12 protein-coding genes are annotated in these 17,978 nt (G+C 47.8%); all 12 read left to right on the plus strand.

Translation table 11 applies throughout. From position 1 onward, the window contains the following. Positions 1–5: 5 nt before the first annotated feature. The 12 genes from AAE250_RS02485 to fucO all read left to right on the plus strand — a co-directional run bounded on the left by AAE250_RS02485 (position 6) and on the right by fucO (position 17,959). Positions 6–1,532, plus strand: coding sequence for a glycoside hydrolase family 28 protein (locus tag AAE250_RS02485; RefSeq protein ID WP_294596627.1), 1,527 nt, complete (start codon positions 6–8; stop codon positions 1,530–1,532). A 139-nt stretch (positions 1,533–1,671) separates the two neighbouring features. Next, a complete protein-coding gene (locus AAE250_RS02490) occupies positions 1,672–2,265 on the plus strand; it encodes an RNA polymerase sigma-70 factor (protein WP_294596624.1) in 594 nt (197 codons plus the stop codon). Between the two features lie 68 nt (positions 2,266–2,333). Continuing rightward, positions 2,334–3,344 carry a FecR family protein gene (locus tag AAE250_RS02495; protein ID WP_294596621.1) on the plus strand — a complete coding sequence of 337 codons (1,011 nt, stop codon included), beginning with the start codon at positions 2,334–2,336 and terminating at the stop codon, positions 3,342–3,344. A gap of 34 nt (positions 3,345–3,378) precedes the next feature. Further along, complete coding sequence (locus tag AAE250_RS02500; RefSeq protein WP_294596618.1) at positions 3,379–6,807, plus strand: TonB-dependent receptor; 3,429 nt, start codon at positions 3,379–3,381, stop codon at positions 6,805–6,807. Positions 6,808–6,818: 11 nt separating this feature from the next. Further along, a complete protein-coding gene (locus AAE250_RS02505) occupies positions 6,819–8,351 on the plus strand; it encodes a RagB/SusD family nutrient uptake outer membrane protein (protein ID WP_294596615.1) in 1,533 nt (510 codons plus the stop codon). 25 nt (positions 8,352–8,376) lie between these two features. After that, on the plus strand, positions 8,377–11,571 hold the full coding sequence (locus AAE250_RS02510) for a glycosyl hydrolase (RefSeq protein ID WP_294596612.1): 3,195 nt from the start codon (positions 8,377–8,379) through the stop codon (positions 11,569–11,571). Between the two features lie 154 nt (positions 11,572–11,725). Continuing rightward, on the plus strand, positions 11,726–13,180 hold the full coding sequence (gene rhaB / locus AAE250_RS02515) for a rhamnulokinase (RefSeq protein ID WP_294596609.1): 1,455 nt from the start codon (positions 11,726–11,728) through the stop codon (positions 13,178–13,180). Between the two features lie 105 nt (positions 13,181–13,285). After that, positions 13,286–14,539, plus strand: coding sequence for an L-rhamnose isomerase (locus AAE250_RS02520; RefSeq protein WP_294596606.1), 1,254 nt, complete (start codon positions 13,286–13,288; stop codon positions 14,537–14,539). A 44-nt stretch (positions 14,540–14,583) separates the two neighbouring features. Next, positions 14,584–14,892, plus strand: a complete 309-nt coding sequence (locus AAE250_RS02525; protein ID WP_294596603.1) for a hypothetical protein — start codon at positions 14,584–14,586, stop codon at positions 14,890–14,892. After that, complete coding sequence (rhaT, locus tag AAE250_RS02530; protein WP_294596600.1) at positions 14,892–15,923, plus strand: L-rhamnose/proton symporter RhaT; 1,032 nt, start codon at positions 14,892–14,894, stop codon at positions 15,921–15,923. Before AAE250_RS02525 ends, rhaT begins: the two co-directional genes overlap by 1 nt. 39 nt (positions 15,924–15,962) lie before the next feature. After that, positions 15,963–16,772: a rhamnulose-1-phosphate aldolase gene (gene rhaD, locus AAE250_RS02535; protein ID WP_294596597.1), complete on the plus strand. Its 810-nt coding sequence runs from the start codon at positions 15,963–15,965 to the stop codon at positions 16,770–16,772. Positions 16,773–16,804: 32 nt separating this feature from the next. Beyond that, positions 16,805–17,959, plus strand: a complete 1,155-nt coding sequence (gene fucO, locus AAE250_RS02540; protein WP_294596594.1) for a lactaldehyde reductase — start codon at positions 16,805–16,807, stop codon at positions 17,957–17,959. Positions 17,960–17,978 lie beyond the last annotated feature (19 nt).

Consider the following 17,978-nt stretch of genomic DNA (forward strand, 5'->3'; position numbering starts at 1 on the left):
TAAAAATGACGAAACAATTGTATCTGATTGCAGCCATTTGTGTGTGGGCGCTTAGCGCTTGCCAACCTCAAGAGACAACGTATAAGTACGAAGAACTGTACCGCAACCTGCCTTTTGACATGCCGCGGGTAGAGGCTCCGCGGTTTCCGGACCGTACTGTGAATCTGAAAGACTTCGGTGCCGTAGGCAATGGTGAAGAACTTTGTACCGAGGCCTTTGCCAAAGCTATCCATTCCCTCTCCGAGCAAGGTGGCGGACATTTGATAGTACCTGCCGGAGTTTGGTTTACCGGCCCTATCGTATTGAAGAGTAATATAGACCTGCACTTGGAGAAGGGTTCCATTATCCTTTTCTCTCCGGATGTAGACCTTTATCCACTGGTAGAAACCGTGTTTGAAGGCTTGGACACCCGCCGTTGCCAGTCACCCATCTCCGGCCGCAACTTGGAGAATGTAGCCATCACCGGTGAAGGAGCCATCGATGGAAACGGTCATTACTGGCGTCCGCTGAAACGCGAGAAGGTGACGGAAGGTGTATGGAAACAGACGATTGCCCGTGGCGGTGTGTATAAACGTCCTACCTATTGGTTTCCTTATCCCGAAACGCTGAAGGGCGATACCATCAGCAATATGAATGTGCCCCAGACGCTGCAAACAGAAGAGGAATGGCAGAGCGTCCGCCATTTCCTTCGCCCGGTTATGGTGAGCCTGATAGAATGCAAGAACGTCTGGTTGCAGGGAGTTATTTTCCAGAACTCCCCGGCATGGAACCTGCATCCGCTGATGTGCGAGAATGTTCTGGTTGAAGAAGTGCAGGTGCGTAATCCGAGCTATGCGCAGAATGGTGACGGGCTGGACCTGGAATCTTGTAAGAATGCCCTTATCGTAAATTCTACTTTCGACGTGGGCGATGACGGTATCTGCCTGAAGAGCGGTAAGGATGAAGACGGACGTCGCCGTGCACGCGTCTGCGAGAATGTGGTGGTAGACGGCTGTACGGTCTTCAAAGGTCATGGCGGTTTTGTGGTGGGTAGCGAGATGAGTGGCGGAGTGCGCAATGTATCCGTCAGCAACTGCCAGTTCCTGGGTACGGATGTAGGCTTGCGCTTCAAGAGTAAGCGTGGACGCGGCGGCATTGTAGAGAATATATGGGTAACCAATGTCTCCATGATGGATATTCCTACCGAACCGATTACTTTCAATCTCTACTATGGCGGAAAATCTGCTGTAGAAGTCTTGGAAAGCGGAGAAACCGTTCCTGCGAAGGTAGAGCCGCTGCCGGTGGACGAAACAACTCCCTGTTTCCGTAATATCCACGTGAAGAACCTGATTTGTGCCGGTGCTCGCCGCGCCTTGTTCTTCAATGGTATTCCCGAAATGCCTATCGACGGTATTGTGTTGGAGGATATAGATATCACCTCCCGGCTGGGAGCTGAATTTATATACAGTAAGAATATCAGCATGAAGAATGTGAATATCCGCAATACGGAGGGGGAAAAGGTGATTACCCGCTTCTGTGAAGGAGTGGAATAAATCTTCTCTATTTTGACTACCCTATATCTTTTAAATTTTGTCTTATAACTAATATACTTGAAATCTATGCGCATATTATGAAAAAGAATATTTAATTCTTCTACTTTTGGGGAATTTATCTTTTGTAGCTCAAATGACTATGGAGAAACACATTATTGAAAAACTGAAGCAGGGCGACGAAAAGGCATTCAAATACATATATGATTGCCATTACGTTTTGCTCTGCCGTTTTGCGTATCAATTGTTGGATGACTCTTCTTTGTCCGAAGAAGTTGTAGACGATGCTATCTTTTATTTGTGGGAGCATCGTGCCGATATCGAGATAACTTATTCCATCCGTGCCTATCTGATGCGTGCAGTGCGCAACCGCTGCCTGAATGAACTGAATTCGCTGGCTCGTCGAAAAGAACTTCGCTTTTCTTCTTTCATGCTTCCGGAGAATATGGAGTTTCTGGATACTGTCTTTATCGATGATAATCATCCGTTGGGCACATTGCTGGAACAGGAGCTGGAAGGGAAACTATCTCAATGCATAGAGGAACTTCCGAAGGAATGTCGTGCTGTTTTCAAGAAAAGCCGCTTTGAACAAAAAAAGTATGAAGAAATTGCCGCTGACCTGAATATCTCTGTAAATACGGTTAAGTATCATATTAAGAATGCTTTGGCATCCATTCAACTGCACATGGGGGATTATTTGAAGCTGCTGGTTCTCTATATATTTATGGAGAATTGAAAAAAACTTCAATCGTTGACTACCCTGGATTTCCTTTTTTTTGTCTTATTCATAAACGCACTTGATATATGCATACAGAAGAAAAACATAACGATATAGATGAACTGATATCATTATACATATCCGGTACATTGGATGAACAATCCTTTGCCCGGCTGAAACAGTGGAGCATGGAATCGGAAGCCAACCGGATTTATGTACGAAACCGGTTGGAGGTATGGTTCTCATCGGGAGTGTCGGGCGACGGAACGTCTTTCAACAAAGATGAAGCGTTTGATTTGTTCAGACAGCGGATTGCCAAAGCGGAAGAAAAACAAAAGCAAGTTCGTCGTTTCTCCTGGAAAGTAGTATATCGTGTGGTCGCTGTCATTTTAATCCTGTTGTTACCGCTGGGAGCCTACTGGCAGGGGAAAGAAACCGTCAAGCATACTTTTGCAGACATGATTGTTGAGGCTCCGTTGGGAGCACGGACTAAATTGTATTTGCCGGATGGAACATTGGTGTGGCTGAATGCGGGCTCTAAAATCATATATTCGCAAGGGTTTGGTGTAGACGACAGAAAGTTATCGCTGGAAGGAGAAGGGTATTTTGAAGTAACGCGAAATGAAAAGGTACCTTTCGAAGTTAAGACGAAAGAAGTAAACCTGAAAGTTTTAGGAACTAAATTTAATTTTCGGAATTATCCCGATGATGCGGAAGTAACGGTGAACTTACTGGAAGGCAAGGTCGCTTTACACAACGAGATTAGGGCCATGCAGGAACTCTATCTGGAGCCGGACGAAAGAATGGTTCTTGATAAATTGACCGGTAAGATGACTAAAAGCCACGTAAAAGCAGAGAATGCGAATGTGTGGATAAACGATGAGCTCTTTTTTGATGAAGAGTTGTTGGAAGATATTGCAAAGAAGTTGATGCGTAGCTATGATGTAGAGATAGAGGTTGCCGATTCTTTGAAGAACAAACGTTTCTACGGCAGCTTTAAAATCATGGGAAATACGATTGACGAAGTGCTTCAAACGATAGCATCTACAAACAGAATGAAGTATCGGCACGAAGATGAGAAATATATATTGTATTGATATAATTGTTGAACCTTAAAAAATCAAGAGAATTATGGGGCATTTAAAAAGGGCTATATTAATAGCCTCGGCAGCGCTTTGCCTTAACTTATCGGCTTTTTCGCAAGATATAACGCTGAAAGCCAATGATGTAACGGTAAAGGAGGCGATGGAACAGCTAAAGAAATCGTCAGGATATTCATTCGTGTTTTCATCGGTTGATGTAAATACAAAGAAGCATGTCTCCGTATCGCTGGAGGATGCTGCAATAGAAGAGGCTGTACGGCAGATACTGCAAGGGCAGAACGGACTGAGTTATGAGATTCAAGGTAAAAAGATTATTATAAAGAAGGTGCAACCGGGCACTGCGACTCCTGTAAAGAAAATCAAGGCTACCGGTAAGGTTGTAGATGGAACCGGAGAACCTGTTATTGGAGCAACTGTCAAAGAACAAGGTACACCGAACGGTGCGATTACTGATATCGATGGCAACTTTTCGTTGGATGTTGCCGAGAATGCCAGTCTGGAAGTGTCGTACATCGGTTATCGAAGCCAGAGGATAAAGGCGGAAGACGGAAAAATATTGGCTGTTACTCTGCAGGAAGATACTGAGATGCTTGATGAAGTGGTTGTTGTGGGATACGGAACCGTGAAAAAAGCCAATGTAGTGGGGTCTATTGCCAAAATAAGTTCGGATGTAATACAAGACCGGCCGGTAAATAGAGTAGAACAAGCTTTGCAGGGACAAATGGCGGGCGTTTCCGTCAGAAGTACTTCAGGAGCTCCGGGCAGCGATATTACTATTAATGTACGTGGTGCGGCTTCTATCAACGGGGAAAGTACCCCTCTGTATGTTGTCGACGGAGTTCCTATCGATAATCTGTCGGGCATTAATCCCGGTGATATTGAGTCGATAGATGTCTTGAAAGATGCTGCTTCGGCTGCTATTTATGGTTCCCGCGGCTCGAATGGAGTTGTGCTGGTAACTACCAAGAAAGGAAAAACCGGTGCTCCGGTTATTACGTTGAACGCTTATGCCGCGGTTTCATCGTTGGAGAAGAAGGTGGATGTGATGAACTCTGAAGAATGGATTGCCTTTAACAAAAAATGGTACGACTACCAATGGGCAAAAACTTCCGGTATGCCCACATCTACTAGCCAGGCGGATAGAATAGCTTATGCGGAACAAAAGCTTGGAAAGAAACTGTCTTCGCGTACCGATATGGGGGCAAATGGCGTGCGGAATACCTATGGTATATACGATCCCTGGTGGGGAAGTGCTGAAATAGATGCGATCGACTGGCAGGATGAGCTTTTCCGTACTGCTCCTTCATACGACATTCAGTTGACAGCTTCCGGAGCTACCGAAAAGATCAATTATTCACTGTCAGGAGGAGTTTATCAACAAGATGGTATTGTATACGGCTCTTCTTATAATCGTTATAATCTGCGTGCCAATATAGAAGCCCAAATGACGGACCGTATCAGGGTAGGTCTGACGGTGGCTCCCTCTTACGGAGTGCAGAAAGGCGCCAAAGTGGATGGAAAGGAAAACGCCGTTTCGAAAGCACTGGGACTTCCCGGATGGGTACTTGCCGGAAGTGGCAGAAATGCCGGTGCCGATCCTTATAAGTTCTATGGTGAGTGGGGACCGGGCCCTAATGTCGTTAGTCCTTATATTCAGGCTACTGCGCCCGAAAGAAAAAATGCCGATATCAGAATTAATACTGCTTTGAATGCAACGGTTGATATTATTGACGGTTTGAAAGCTTCAGGAATGGTTGCATGGAACTATAGGAGCAGAAATGAAAGAGTATATACCCCCACGTGGTGTAATGCTAAATGGAATACGGCGAGCCACCCCGGTGAATTGTCCAGTTCCAGCTATTCCACTAATAGTTCAAATTCTTTGCTGGTGCAAGGCTTGCTGACCTACAATAAGAGTTGGGGCTTGCATAGTATTGATGCCATGATAGGCGCATCTTACGAGTCGAACAATGCAAATACATCTCTGCAGAGTGTATCGGACTTTCCAAATGATAAAAGTTGGGTCTTTGATAAAAATAAGGGAAGCACGGTGAAGAGCAATGAGATTGACTATACCGAAAATGCGCTTCTGTCCTATTTCGGACGTGTTCAATACGCTTTAATGGACAGATATCTGTTTTCTACTTCTCTGCGAAGAGACGGTTCGTCTAAGTTTGGCTCCAAAAACAGATGGGGATTCTTTCCGTCGGTTTCGGCTGCGTGGAAGCTGAATGAAGAATCTTTTATGAAAGATATTGAATGGCTTGGATCTGCCAAGTTACGTTTAAGTTGGGGACAGGCTGGTAATGACCGCATTGGAGAAGCACAGTTCTTGTCGAACATGATTGCGTTGAATTATGCAATCGGAAATTCACAGAACCTGGCCAGTGGCTATGTTCCGGGTAATCTGGCAAATCCTCTGTTAGGCTGGGAGACGACTACTTCTTATAATGTTGGTATTGACTTCGGTGTTCTGAATAACCGGATTTATTTCTCAGCAGATTATTATAAGAAGGTGACAAAAGACCTGTTGCTGAAATCTCCCGTTTCATTAATTACCGGTTTTAGCAATATGATGGCCAACGTTGGAAATGTGGATAACTGGGGACTGGAATTTGAAGTGAATACAGCCAATATCGTAACCTCTTCCTTTAAATGGAATTCCTCACTGAATATTTCATTGAACAGAAATAAAATAACGAGTCTTGGTGACGACAATTCGGATATCCGTTCCGGACAGGGTAATACTATTATCCAGAGAGTAGGGCATCCGGTCAATTCCTATATGCTTCTGGAAGTGGAAAGAACGTTGACTGCAAATGATTTTGAGGCCGATGGCATTACTCCTAAGGAAGGTATCGCCATCTATACGGGGCAACGTCCCGGCGATACAAAATGGAAGGACAACAGTCATGATGGCAAAATAACGTCCGATGACTATACGGTCGTGGGAAGTTATCAGCCCAAATTTGAGTGGGGATTCACGAACACATTCAAATACAAAGATTTTGATGCATCCCTCTTGTTGCAGGGACGTGTGGGAGGCAAGCTTTTGTCTATCGGTTCAAGAAGCTGGAATCGCGCTACCAATGATCCGAAATATAATTATCTGAACAGATGGCTGTATAAAGCTTATTGGTCCGAAGATGAACCGGGGGATGGAAAGACACCTGCGTTCTATGCAACCGTAACGGGTGGGCAGTATGATACGAACTGGTTGTATGATGCCGGATACGTCCGCATCAAAAACATCACCTTAGGCTACAATATCCCATTCAAGCCTAACAGTGTATTGAGTAAAGCCCGCATTTATGTATCTTGTGATAATGTGTATATGTGGGATCATTACGATGCGGGCTTCTCACCGGAAGCGGCTACACAAGACAATGCATCTTCGGACTGGGGAGCTTATCCGTTGTCGAGAACTTTTTCTTTTGGTGTAAACGTAACCTTCTAATTAAAAAACTTATGAAAACAAAAATATATATAGTAGCATCGATAATTGCATGTTGTGGTTTATGTTCCTGCAATGATCTTATTGATATTTATCCGGTAGAAAATAATGTTGCCGATAAGTTTTACTCTTCTGAATTTGAAATCAACCAGGCTGTGATGGGAGTTTATGCCCGTTTGGGACGCAATGGAGGTAACCAGGATTTTCCTACAATTTATTATTTTATGGCTTCTGAAGGCCGTTCGGACAATTTGTACTATGCAGCTTTGGCAAATGCCCAACGCGATCAGGTTGACTTGAGAAACTTTGCCGTTACGGATGTGACAGGTACCAATGAAGATATCTATGCACGGTTGTATCAGATTATAGCTGACGCAAACATGCTGTTAGAGAGAAGTCCCGAACAGTATGTACGCTATCGTGCCGAGGCCTCTTTCCTCAGAGCATTGGCTTACTTTGAACTGGTAAGAGCTTATGGCCCTCAGCCTGTAGTCGATCGCTCTGTTCTAAATGAGGATGCCAAAAAGATGGACCGGCAGCCTATAGAGGATATCTATAAACTGATTATTTCTGATTTGGAGTATGCCGGAAATAACCTGGAAGCATTTTATACGGGAGAGGAAGCCGGTCGCGTCGGTTCTGTTGCTGCAAAGTGCTTGTTGGGCGAGGTCTATGTGACTATGGCAGGCTATCCGATGAATGACCGGAGTGCTTATCAGAAAGCCGAATCTACCTTACAACCGATTATGGACCAGGCTAAAACGAGATTTGCACCGGATTATTCGTATATTTTTGATGTGAACAAGGAGAATACGTATGATTTGTTCTCGGTGCAGTTTGCTTCGGGAAACCAGGGGCTTGGCTCTTCATTGGCCGGATATGTGACGGAGGGTTCCGGAGGAGTTATGATTCCTGAGTGGTTTTATAGTGGCTATCACCTGCAAGGTCAGGACTTCCGTGTAGATACTTTGTTGGTAAATGATATGAAAAAGCTGGGAGATAAACGATTGGAAACCTCTGTAACAGAAGGTTACTGGGATACTACCGAGCATGGATTTACTCCGGAAGATTCGGCCAAGCATTACAAGGAACGTTGTATGATGATAAAGTATCTGGTAAAAGACAATACCAATAAGACGATAAAAGCTTGGAATGACTATCCGTTGAATTTCCCGATCCTGAGACCGGCTGATGCGTATCTGCTTTATGCAGAGGCCTTGATTAATAATAATAAGGCAAGTCAGGCCAAAGAATGGATTGATGCCGTCCGTCAACGTGCCGGTTTATCTCCTTTGGACCATACTCCGACAATGGATGATGTCATGGATGAAAGAAGATACGAGTTTATAGGGGAAGGAAAACGGTACTTTGACCTGGTGAGGATGGGAAAAGATACTTTTGTCTCGACCTTAAAGAATTTCTCGGATCACTATGAACACGTTACTAAGATGGGTGCAAACAATCCGTCTGAGAAAGATCTGCTCTTGCCGATTCCGCTGACGGTGATGAACATTCAGGCATCGTGGACTAATAACCCCGGATATTAACGGAATTCTATTGTAGGATGATTGTATGAGGAAAATCAGATTGTTTTCGCTTCTCTTATTGGTAAGTATTGTATGTTATGCCGACTCTTACCCGGTTCCCGGAGGAACGTTCAGTAAAGCTCTGGCCGGTTTTTTGAATCCTCAGGATTCGGCCCGGACCAAGATGTGGTGGTTTCATGGTAAATTCCCTTCTACAAAGGAGGGGATGACCAAAGACCTGGAAGCGTTTAAGCGGATTGGTATTGGTGGTATCGTTTTCTATGATCAGGTTCATGGAGACCAGTTGCCGGGTACCGAGTTGGCAATGAGCAAAGAATGGTGGGATAACGTTTACTATGTAGCAAGAGAAACCGAGCGTCTGGGGCTTGACTTTGAGTTTCATGTATCTAATGGTTTTGTTGCGGGAGGTCCGTGGATAAAGCCGGAAGATGCAATGAAACGCTTGGAAAGTATCGAAACGGTAGTGTCGGGAGGAAAGCAACTTGAATTAAGGCTGAAAGCACCCGAGAATAAATATGATTTTTATCGGGATATAAAGGTGATGGCCATACCTACGGAAGATACATCGGACTTTCAGGTGAAGCTTTCCTCAAATACTTCTCAAGTCAATCCCGAGGATCTTTTTGGAGGAAAAGAGCTCTGCGTTATTCCGTCTATAAAGAATGAACCGGTTTATATTCATATCGATTATTCCCGGGCTAAGGTTCTGAGGAGCATCACTTATATCATAGGTCCGTCCGGAAAGGCAACGACAAGTGCTACAAACGTACCGGCAGAACCTCAGGAGACTTTCGTCGGTACGGGATATGAAGTATTGCCTCCTTGCGGAGAGTTGCAGTGGAGTGAAGACGGGGAGGTTTATCACAAAGTTTGTGATTTGAAGCCCTTGTATCGTGCTCACGAAAGCTATAAAAAGAAGACAATCTCATTTCTTCCTGTGAAAGCCCGGTTTTATCGGATTAAACTTTCCGGCTGGAATGGTTCTGACGAAGGGAAGGCTTTGCGTCTTGGAGGAATTGTTCTAAGTTCGGACCCGATGATTAATGAGTATGAGTACAAGGCTGGATATATTTCGGAGTATATTGAGAAGACGATGGACTCACCGGCTTATGCTTCTTCAGAGCTTGTACCTTCCGGTAAGGTGCTGGATATAACCCATTGTCTCGGAACGGACGGAGTATTAAGATGGAATGCTCCGGCAGGGAATTGGCGGATATTAAGATTGTGTATGGTACCGACAGGTGGGCAGGTAAAGCATGGACGTCCGGAAATGATGGGGCTGGAATGCGACAAACTGTCCGTCCGTGCTGCTACTTTGCAGTTCAATTCTTACTTCAAGCAGATTCTCGATTCTTTGGATTACCACGGTATCAATAATCTGAAAGGTATGGCAATGGACAGCCATGAGGCAGGTGCCCAGAATTGGACTGATGATTTCCTTGAGGCCTTCAAGAGGTTTAGAGGATATGATCTGATTCCTTATCTGCCTGTAATGGCCGGATATGTGATTGACAATATCAGGACTTCTGAGAATATCCTGTACGATGTGCGTCTTACAATAGCCGATTTGATTGCGGAACGTTATTACGGAACTTTCGATAGGTTGTGCCGGGAACATAATGTTGTTTTTACGGCACAGGCAACGGGAAATGCGCAATGTATTGTTGCGATACCGATTGTTGCCAAGAGTAAGGTTCAGAAGCCCCAGGGGGAGTTCTGGGTGATGCAGCCGGATGGCAACTACGATATAAAGGAGTCTTCGTCGGCAGCACACCTTTACGGAAAACCGATTGCTTCGGCCGAAGCTTTTACTGATGGCGACCTGACCACTATGCCGAGCGACCTGAAGAATATTGCAGACGGTGCATACGCATTTGGCATTAACGAGTTCGTTGTCTGTGCCTCGGTGCATCAACCTCATGAAGCAAATGCCGGTGATCCGGGCGGTCGATACTATGCAACCTATTCGCGTAACAATACATGGTGGGAAAAGAGCCGGGACTTTGGGGATTACCAGGCACGCGTCAGTTATGTGATGCGCCAAGGACGGCCTGTGACGGATTTGTGTATTTATCTGGGCAATAATGCACCTGTGAGGATATTGACTCACCGGTTGCCTAAGATTCCTGCCGGCTATGATTTCGATGCCTTCACAGAAGATGCGTTGCTGACCCGGATGGAATTAGAGGAAGGGAAAATCGTTTTGCCTACAGGGCAGCGCTATTCCATGATGGTGCTTCCCCGTTCCGGCGAGATTTCTTTGGACGCCTTGCGGAAAATAGCTCTGTTGGTAAAGCAGGGAGCTTGCGCCTATGGAAACAGGCCGACAGGTTCGCCTTGTAAGAAAGATATAGGAAAAGAGGAAGAATATGAGGCATTGGTTCGTGCAATGTGGGATGCTACCGGCTTCTATGGAAAAGGGAAAGTCTTTTCCGGAATGACTCTATCCGAAGCATTGCAAAAGGCGTGTATTGCTCCGGATGTGGATGGCACAAAACTATATTTCGCCCATAGGGAAACAGATGATTGCGATATCTACTTCTTGAACAACCATACCGACCGGCAGATTTCAGGGCAATATGTATTTAAGACGAAGTATAAATATGCCCAGTTATGGGATGCTGTCTCCGGGAGGCGATATAATCTGCAGGCTGATAAGGGACGTGTAACTCTGCATTTTCTTCCTCGGGAATCCTGTTTCATAGTATTCTCCGATAAAGAGGAAAACCTGGAACATAAGCCGTTATTACAAAAGCAACGGGTACTCGATAATGACTGGACTATTTACTTCGATCCTCATTACAAAGGGAAAGGAACGGTACATTGCCGCCGACTGGAGTATTGGAACAGGAATGAGGATCCGGCTATCCGTTATTATTCGGGAACGGCTGTATATAGAACCTCTTTTGAGTGGCAGAACAGCATGGCTGGTGTCCACCTCCAGATACCGTCCAATAACTGTGTGACGGAAGTATCTGTAAACGGGCAGAAGGTGGGAACGATTTGGTGTTCTCCATGGGAACTGGATATTTCGTCTTATATAAGGAAAGGAAAGAACGAACTGGAATTACACGTTACCAATTCCTGGAACAACCGAGCTATTGATGACTTGGGGCAGGACAGGAACAGCAGACTGATAGCCGAACCGGAAGCATTCGTTTCGGAGCATAGCGCATTGCAAGATGCAGGTTTAGAAGGGGAAGTATTGTTAAAGTATTGATTCTCGATAGATTAATTTGATTCTCGATAGATTAATAAGAACCTCAAACGGGCGGATTGTCAAATCAGACACCCTTTCCGTCAAAATGAGTACAGAAGGTAGGGGAGCAATCCCCTATTTTTGTACCGTCTAATAGCGACTAAAACTAATTACCATGAAACAATGCTTTTTTGCGGTCGACCTTGGAGCCACCAGCGGCCGTACCATCTTGGGGGCTTTTACTCCTGCCGGATTGGAACTGGAGGAAGTGAACCGCTTTCCCAATCACCTGATTGAAGCCGGAGGACATTTCTACTGGGATATCTACGAACTCTACCGTCACATCGTCGAGGGGCTGAAACAGGCTGCCCGGAAGGGAGATGTGGAAATAACCTCTATCGGTATCGATACCTGGGGAGTAGATTTTGTCTGTGTGGGCCGGGATGGAGGCTTTCTCCGCCAGCCATACGCCTATCGTGACCCTCATACGGCGGGAGCTCCCGATGCTTTCTTTACACGGGTTCCCCGTAGCCATGTCTATGGGTGGACAGGCATCCAGGTGATGAACTTCAACTCGCTGTTCCAGCTCGATACATTACGCCGAAACCACGACAGTGCACTGGCGGCAGCCGATAAAATCCTTTTCATACCCGATGCATTGAGCTATATGCTGACGGGCGAAATGGTGACGGAATACACCATTGCCAGTACGGCGCAGTTGGTCAATGCCAATACCCGCAAGCTGGAAGATGCCTTGCTGAATGAGCTTGGACTGACGCAAGCGAATTTCGGACGCTTTGTCTATCCCGGCGACCGGGTAGGAGTGCTGACCAAAGAGATACAGCGCATGACCGGCTTGGGCAGCATTCCCGTAATCGCTGTAGCCGGACACGACACCGCCTCGGCCGTAGCGGCAGTACCTGCCATGAACCGGAACTTTGCTTACCTGAGCAGTGGCACCTGGTCGCTGATGGGAATAGAAGCCGACGCTCCTGTTATAAATAAAGAAACCGAAGAACTGAACTTCACCAACGAAGGCGGAGTGGAAGGCACCATCCGCCTGCTGAAGAATATTTGCGGCATGTGGCTGCTGGAACGTTGCCGTGCCGAGTGGGGAGAGACTTCCTATCCGGAACTTATCGCCGAGGCAGATGCCTGTGAGCCGTTCCGCAGTCTGATAAACCCGGATGACGCTTTGTTTGCCAATCCGGCCAATATGGAGCAGGCCATCCGGACTTATTGCTCCGACCATCGCCAGCCCATTCCCCAGACGAGGGGACAGATCGTGCGCTGCATCTTCGAAAGCCTTGCTTTGCGTTACCGCCAGGTACTGGATAATCTGCGCCACCTTTCACCCCGCCCGGTAGAGGCACTGCACGTCATCGGCGGTGGAAGCCGTAACGACCTGCTGAACCAGTGGACGGCCAATGCGGTGGGCATTCCCGTCATAGCCGGTCCCTCGGAGGCTACGGCCATCGGCAACGTTATGATTCAGGCACTGACGACCGGTGCTGCCCGGGACGTTGCTTCCATGCGGCAGCTTATCAATCGCTCCATCCCGTTGAAGACTTTCCATCCACAGGATATGGAAGTGTGGGATACCGCCTATCTGTCATTCAGAGGGCTTTAGCCCGAAGAATCTACTCTCTTAATATATAGGGAAGAGATTCTTCGCTACGCTCTGAATGACAGATACTATAGATTTTCATAACTTATAACTTAATAATTTACTATCATGAAAGAAGAATTGATTACGAAGGCATTTGAGGTAGCCAAAGAGCGTTATGCTGCTATTGGCGTAGATGTAGAACAGGCAATGGACGCCTTGCAGAAGATTTCCCTCTCGCTGCATTGCTGGCAGGCAGATGATGTAGCCGGGTTTGAATCGACGGGCTCGCTCACCGGGGGCATTCAGGCTACAGGTAATTATCCGGGCAAGGCACGCACGATGGAAGAGCTCCGTCAGGACATACTGAAGGCTGCTTCTTATATCCCCGGCACGCACCGTCTGAACCTGCACGAAATATATGGCGACTTCGGCGGAAAGTTCGTAGACCGCGACCAGGTAGAGCCCGCACACTTTGAGAGTTGGATGCAATGGGCAGCCGAAAACAATATGAAGCTGGACTTCAACTCCACTTCCTTCTCCCACCCCAAGAGCGGCAACCTTACGCTGTCTAACCCGGACAAGGCTATCCGCGACTTCTGGGTAGAGCACACCATCCGTTGCCGTGCCGTTGCCGAAGAGATGGGCCGTCGCCAGGGTGACCCTTGTATCATGAACCTTTGGGTACACGATGGCAGCAAGGATATCACCGTGAACCGCATGAAGTATCGCGAGCTGCTGAAGGACTCCCTCGACCGCATCTTTGCCACCGATTACCGGAATATGAAGGACTGCGTAGAGTCCAAAGTCTTCGGCATCGGTCTGGAAAGCTATACGGTAGGGTCGAACGACTTCTATATCGGCTATGGCGTGAGTCGCAACAAGATTGTGACGCTGGACACGGGGCACTTTCATCCCACGGAAAGCGTGGCCGACAAGCTCTCTTCTCTCCTTCTCTTTATCCCCGAAATCATGTTGCACGTCAGCCGTCCGGTACGTTGGGACTCTGACCACGTGACGATTATGAACGACGATACACTGGACCTTTGCAAGGAAATCGTTCGTTGCAATGCACTGAACCGTGTACATATCGGACTCGATTACTTCGATGCCAGCATCAACCGCATCGGCGCATACGTCATCGGTAGCCGTGCTACGCAGAAGTGTGTGCTTCAGGCGCTGCTCGAACCACTGGATACGCTGCGTCGCTACGAGGCTGCCGACCAGGGCTTCGAACGCCTGGCACTGCTCGAAGAAGCGAAATCACTGCCATGGAATGCCGTGTGGGATATGTTCTGCTTGAAGAACGATGTGCCGGTGGGTGAGGAATTCATTGCTGAGATTGAAAAATACGAGGCGGAAGTGACGTCCAAGCGCAACTAAGCGTATCTTTGAGGGCTCGTCGCACGGCTTCGGACACCCCGAAAATGCAATCTGAGTTTCAGCGCACGGCTTCGGACACCCTGAAAATGCAATCTGAGTTTCAGCGCACGGCTTCGGACACCCTGAAAATGCAATCTGAGTTTCAGCGCACGGCTTCGGACACCCTGAAGGTGCAATCTGAATTTCAGCGCACGGTTTCGGACACTCTGAAGGTGCAATCTGAATTTCAGCGCACGGTTTCGGACACTCTGAAGGTGCAATCTGAATTTCAGCGCACGGTTTCAGGCACTCTGAAGGTGCAGCGCGGGGGCTCTTTTATTATCAACAAGAAACATTTAAATGCAGTGATATAATGAATACACTAATCGGATTACTAATTATCGCCATCGGCAGTTTCGGGCAGAGCAGTTCGTATGTACCTATCAATAAGGTGAAAAACTGGTCGTGGGAAAGCTTCTGGCTGGTGCAGGGCATCTTTGCCTGGCTCGTCTTCCCGCTGCTGGGTGCATTGCTCGGCATTCCTGCCGGTAGCAGCCTGATGGAACTCTGGGGAGCAGGCGGCGCGTTACCTGCCATGGTCTACGGTGTCCTTTGGGGCGTCGGTGGACTGACATTCGGACTGAGCATGCGCTATCTGGGTGTTGCTCTTGGGCAGAGTATTGCTCTTGGCACCTGTGCCGGTTTCGGAACACTCTTCCCGGCACTCTTTGCCGGAAAAGACCTGTTGCATGGCGATGGACTGATGTTGCTCATTGGCGTTTGCATTACGTTGGCCGGTATTGCTGTCATCGGTTATGCCGGAAGCCTCCGCTCCCGGAATATGAGTGAGGAGGAGAAAAAGGCGGCTGTGAAAGACTTTGCACTGACCAAGGGATTGCTGGTGGCACTGCTTGCCGGTGTAATGAGCGCTTGCTTCGCCCTGGGGCTTGATGCCGGCGTGCCGATAAAAGAGGCTGCCTTGGCAGGTGGTGTAGCTCCGTTGTATGCCGGGCTTCCGGTTATCTTCCTTGTTACTTTGGGCGGTTTCTGCACCAATGCCGTCTATTGCATCCAGCAGAATGTGAAGAACAAGACCGGTCGGGAGTATTTCTCAGTCAAAGGCGGTGTATTCATCAATAATCTTTTGTTCTGTGCACTGGCAGGCGTACTGTGGTATTCGCAGTTCTTCGGCTTGGAGATGGGTAAGAGCTTCTTGACGGATAGCCCCATACTGCTTGCTTTCTCGTGGAGCATCCTGATGTCGCTCAATGTTACGTTCAGTAACGTCTGGGGTATTCTGCTCCGGGAGTGGAAAGGCTGCGGACAGCGCACCATCGGTGTACTTCTTCTGGGGCTGGCAGTGCTCATTGCCTCTATCATTGTAGTGGCTATGGCGCAGAATTAAATAATAAATTAGAGTATCTATAAATAATCTTCTAAGTATATGGAATCAATCTTAAACAATCGCCTCGCTCTTGCTGCCGAAGTGTGGAAAGTAGCCGAAGTAGCCGGCTACCTCTGGCAGAAAGGCTGGGCGGAACGTAATGGTGGCAACATCACAGTCAACATCACCGAGTACATCGACGATGAAATCAAGTCCATGCCCGCCATCAGCGAAGTAAAACCGATAGGCGCCACCCTGCCGCACCTGAAAGGCTGCTACTTCTATTGTAAAGGCACCAACAAACGCATGCGCGACCTGGCCCGCCGCCCGATGGAGAACGGCTCCGTCATCCGTATTCTGGACGACTGTGCCAGCTATGTCATCATAGCCGACCAGCCCGTACAGCCTACCTCCGAGCTCCCTTCACACCTCAGCGTTCACAACTATCTCATCGCCCAAGGTTCTCCCTACAAGGCTTCCGTGCACACCCACCCCATCGAGTTGGTTGCCATGACCCACTGCCAGAAATTCCTGCAGAAGGATGTCGCCACCAATCTCCTTTGGAGCATGATTCCCGAGACGAAAGCCTTCTGTCCGCGTGGTCTGGGCATCATCCCCTACAAGCTCCCCAGTTCCGTAGAACTGGCCGAAGCTACCATCCGCGAACTGGCCGATTATGACGTCGTAATGTGGGAGAAGCATGGCGTCTTCGCCGTAGATGTAGATGTAATGGCCGCCTTCGACCAGGTGGATGTCCTCAACAAATCCGCCCTTATCTATATCGCCGCCAAGAACATGGGCTTCGAACCCGACGGCATGAGCCAGTTGCAGATGCAGGAAATGACCGTAGCATTCAACTTGCCAAAATAAATTCATTTACATTGTACTTAACCCAACTCCCTATGTATAGAATGATATTGAACGAGACCTCTTACTTCGGCGCCGGCTGTCGCGAAACGATTGCCGTAGAAGCAGCCCGCAGAGGTTTCAAGAAGGCCTTCTTTGTGACGGACAAGGATCTGATCCGTTTCAAAGTAGCCGATAAAGTGATCGAAGTATTCGAAAAGAACCATATCCCTTACGAGCTTTTCAGTGACGTAAAGGCTAATCCTACTATTGCCAATGTACAGCATGGTGTTGCTGCTTTCAAAGCCTCCGGGGCCGATTTCATCGTAGCCCTGGGTGGCGGCTCTTCTATCGATACCGCCAAAGGCATCGGCATTGTAGTAAGCAATCCCGATTTTGCCGACGTGAAGTCTCTGGAAGGCGTGGCCGATACCCGCCGGAAGGCTGTGCCTACTTTTGCTCTGCCTACTACGGCCGGTACTGCTGCCGAGGTTACCATCAACTACGTCATCATCGATGAAGATGCATGCAAGAAGATGGTCTGTGTCGATCCCAACGACATTCCTGCCGTTGCCATCGTCGACCCCGAACTGATGTACTCCATGCCGAAAGGACTGACTGCCGCTACCGGTATGGACGCGTTGACGCATGCCATCGAGAGCTACATCACTCCCGGTGCCTGGGCCATGTCCGACATGTTCGAACTGAAAGCCATTGAAATGATTGCCGCCAATCTGAAGGCTGCTGTCGATAATGGCAACGATGCTGCCGCCCGTGAAGCCATGTCTCAGGCTCAGTATATTGCCGGTATGGGATTCAGTAATGTCGGTCTGGGCATTGTGCACTCCATGGCTCATCCTCTCGGCGCCCATTATGATACTCCGCATGGAGTGGCCAATGCACTGCTGTTGCCATACGTTATGGAGTATAATGCAGAGTCTCCCGCCGCTCCTAAATATATCCATATTGCAAAGGCGATGGGGGTAGATACCGAGGGCATGAGCGAGGCTGAAGGTGTGCGTGCCGCTATCGATGCCGTCAGGAACTTGTCGTTGAGCATCGGCATTCCGCAGCAACTGCACGAAATCAATGTAAGGGAAGAAGACCTGCACCAGTTGGCAGTCGATGCTTTCAATGATGTATGTACCGGTGGAAATCCGCGTCCTACTTCTGTTGAAGACATCGAGGCGCTGTATCGCAAAGCATTTTGATTCACCATTTAATACGATC

The organism is Bacteroides sp. GD17, from assembly GCF_038448625.1.
GTDB lineage: Bacteria > Bacteroidota > Bacteroidia > Bacteroidales > Bacteroidaceae > Bacteroides.

Bases quoted from the DNA above. Each gene is read 5' to 3' on its own strand.
- AAE250_RS02485 (WP_294596627.1), top strand. From the start codon at position 6: ATGACGAAACAATTGTATCTGATTGCAGCCATTTGTGTGTGGGCGCTT.
- AAE250_RS02490 (WP_294596624.1), top strand. From the start codon at position 1,672: ATGGAGAAACACATTATTGAAAAACTGAAGCAGGGCGACGAAAAGGCA.
- AAE250_RS02495 (WP_294596621.1), top strand. From the start codon at position 2,334: ATGCATACAGAAGAAAAACATAACGATATAGATGAACTGATATCATTA.
- AAE250_RS02500 (WP_294596618.1), top strand. From the start codon at position 3,379: ATGGGGCATTTAAAAAGGGCTATATTAATAGCCTCGGCAGCGCTTTGC.
- AAE250_RS02505 (WP_294596615.1), top strand. From the start codon at position 6,819: ATGAAAACAAAAATATATATAGTAGCATCGATAATTGCATGTTGTGGT.
- AAE250_RS02510 (WP_294596612.1), top strand. From the start codon at position 8,377: ATGAGGAAAATCAGATTGTTTTCGCTTCTCTTATTGGTAAGTATTGTA.
- rhaB (WP_294596609.1), top strand. From the start codon at position 11,726: ATGAAACAATGCTTTTTTGCGGTCGACCTTGGAGCCACCAGCGGCCGT.
- AAE250_RS02520 (WP_294596606.1), top strand. From the start codon at position 13,286: ATGAAAGAAGAATTGATTACGAAGGCATTTGAGGTAGCCAAAGAGCGT.
- AAE250_RS02525 (WP_294596603.1), top strand. From the start codon at position 14,584: ATGCAATCTGAGTTTCAGCGCACGGCTTCGGACACCCTGAAAATGCAA.
- rhaT (WP_294596600.1), top strand. From the start codon at position 14,892: ATGAATACACTAATCGGATTACTAATTATCGCCATCGGCAGTTTCGGG.
- rhaD (WP_294596597.1), top strand. From the start codon at position 15,963: ATGGAATCAATCTTAAACAATCGCCTCGCTCTTGCTGCCGAAGTGTGG.
- fucO (WP_294596594.1), top strand. From the start codon at position 16,805: ATGTATAGAATGATATTGAACGAGACCTCTTACTTCGGCGCCGGCTGT.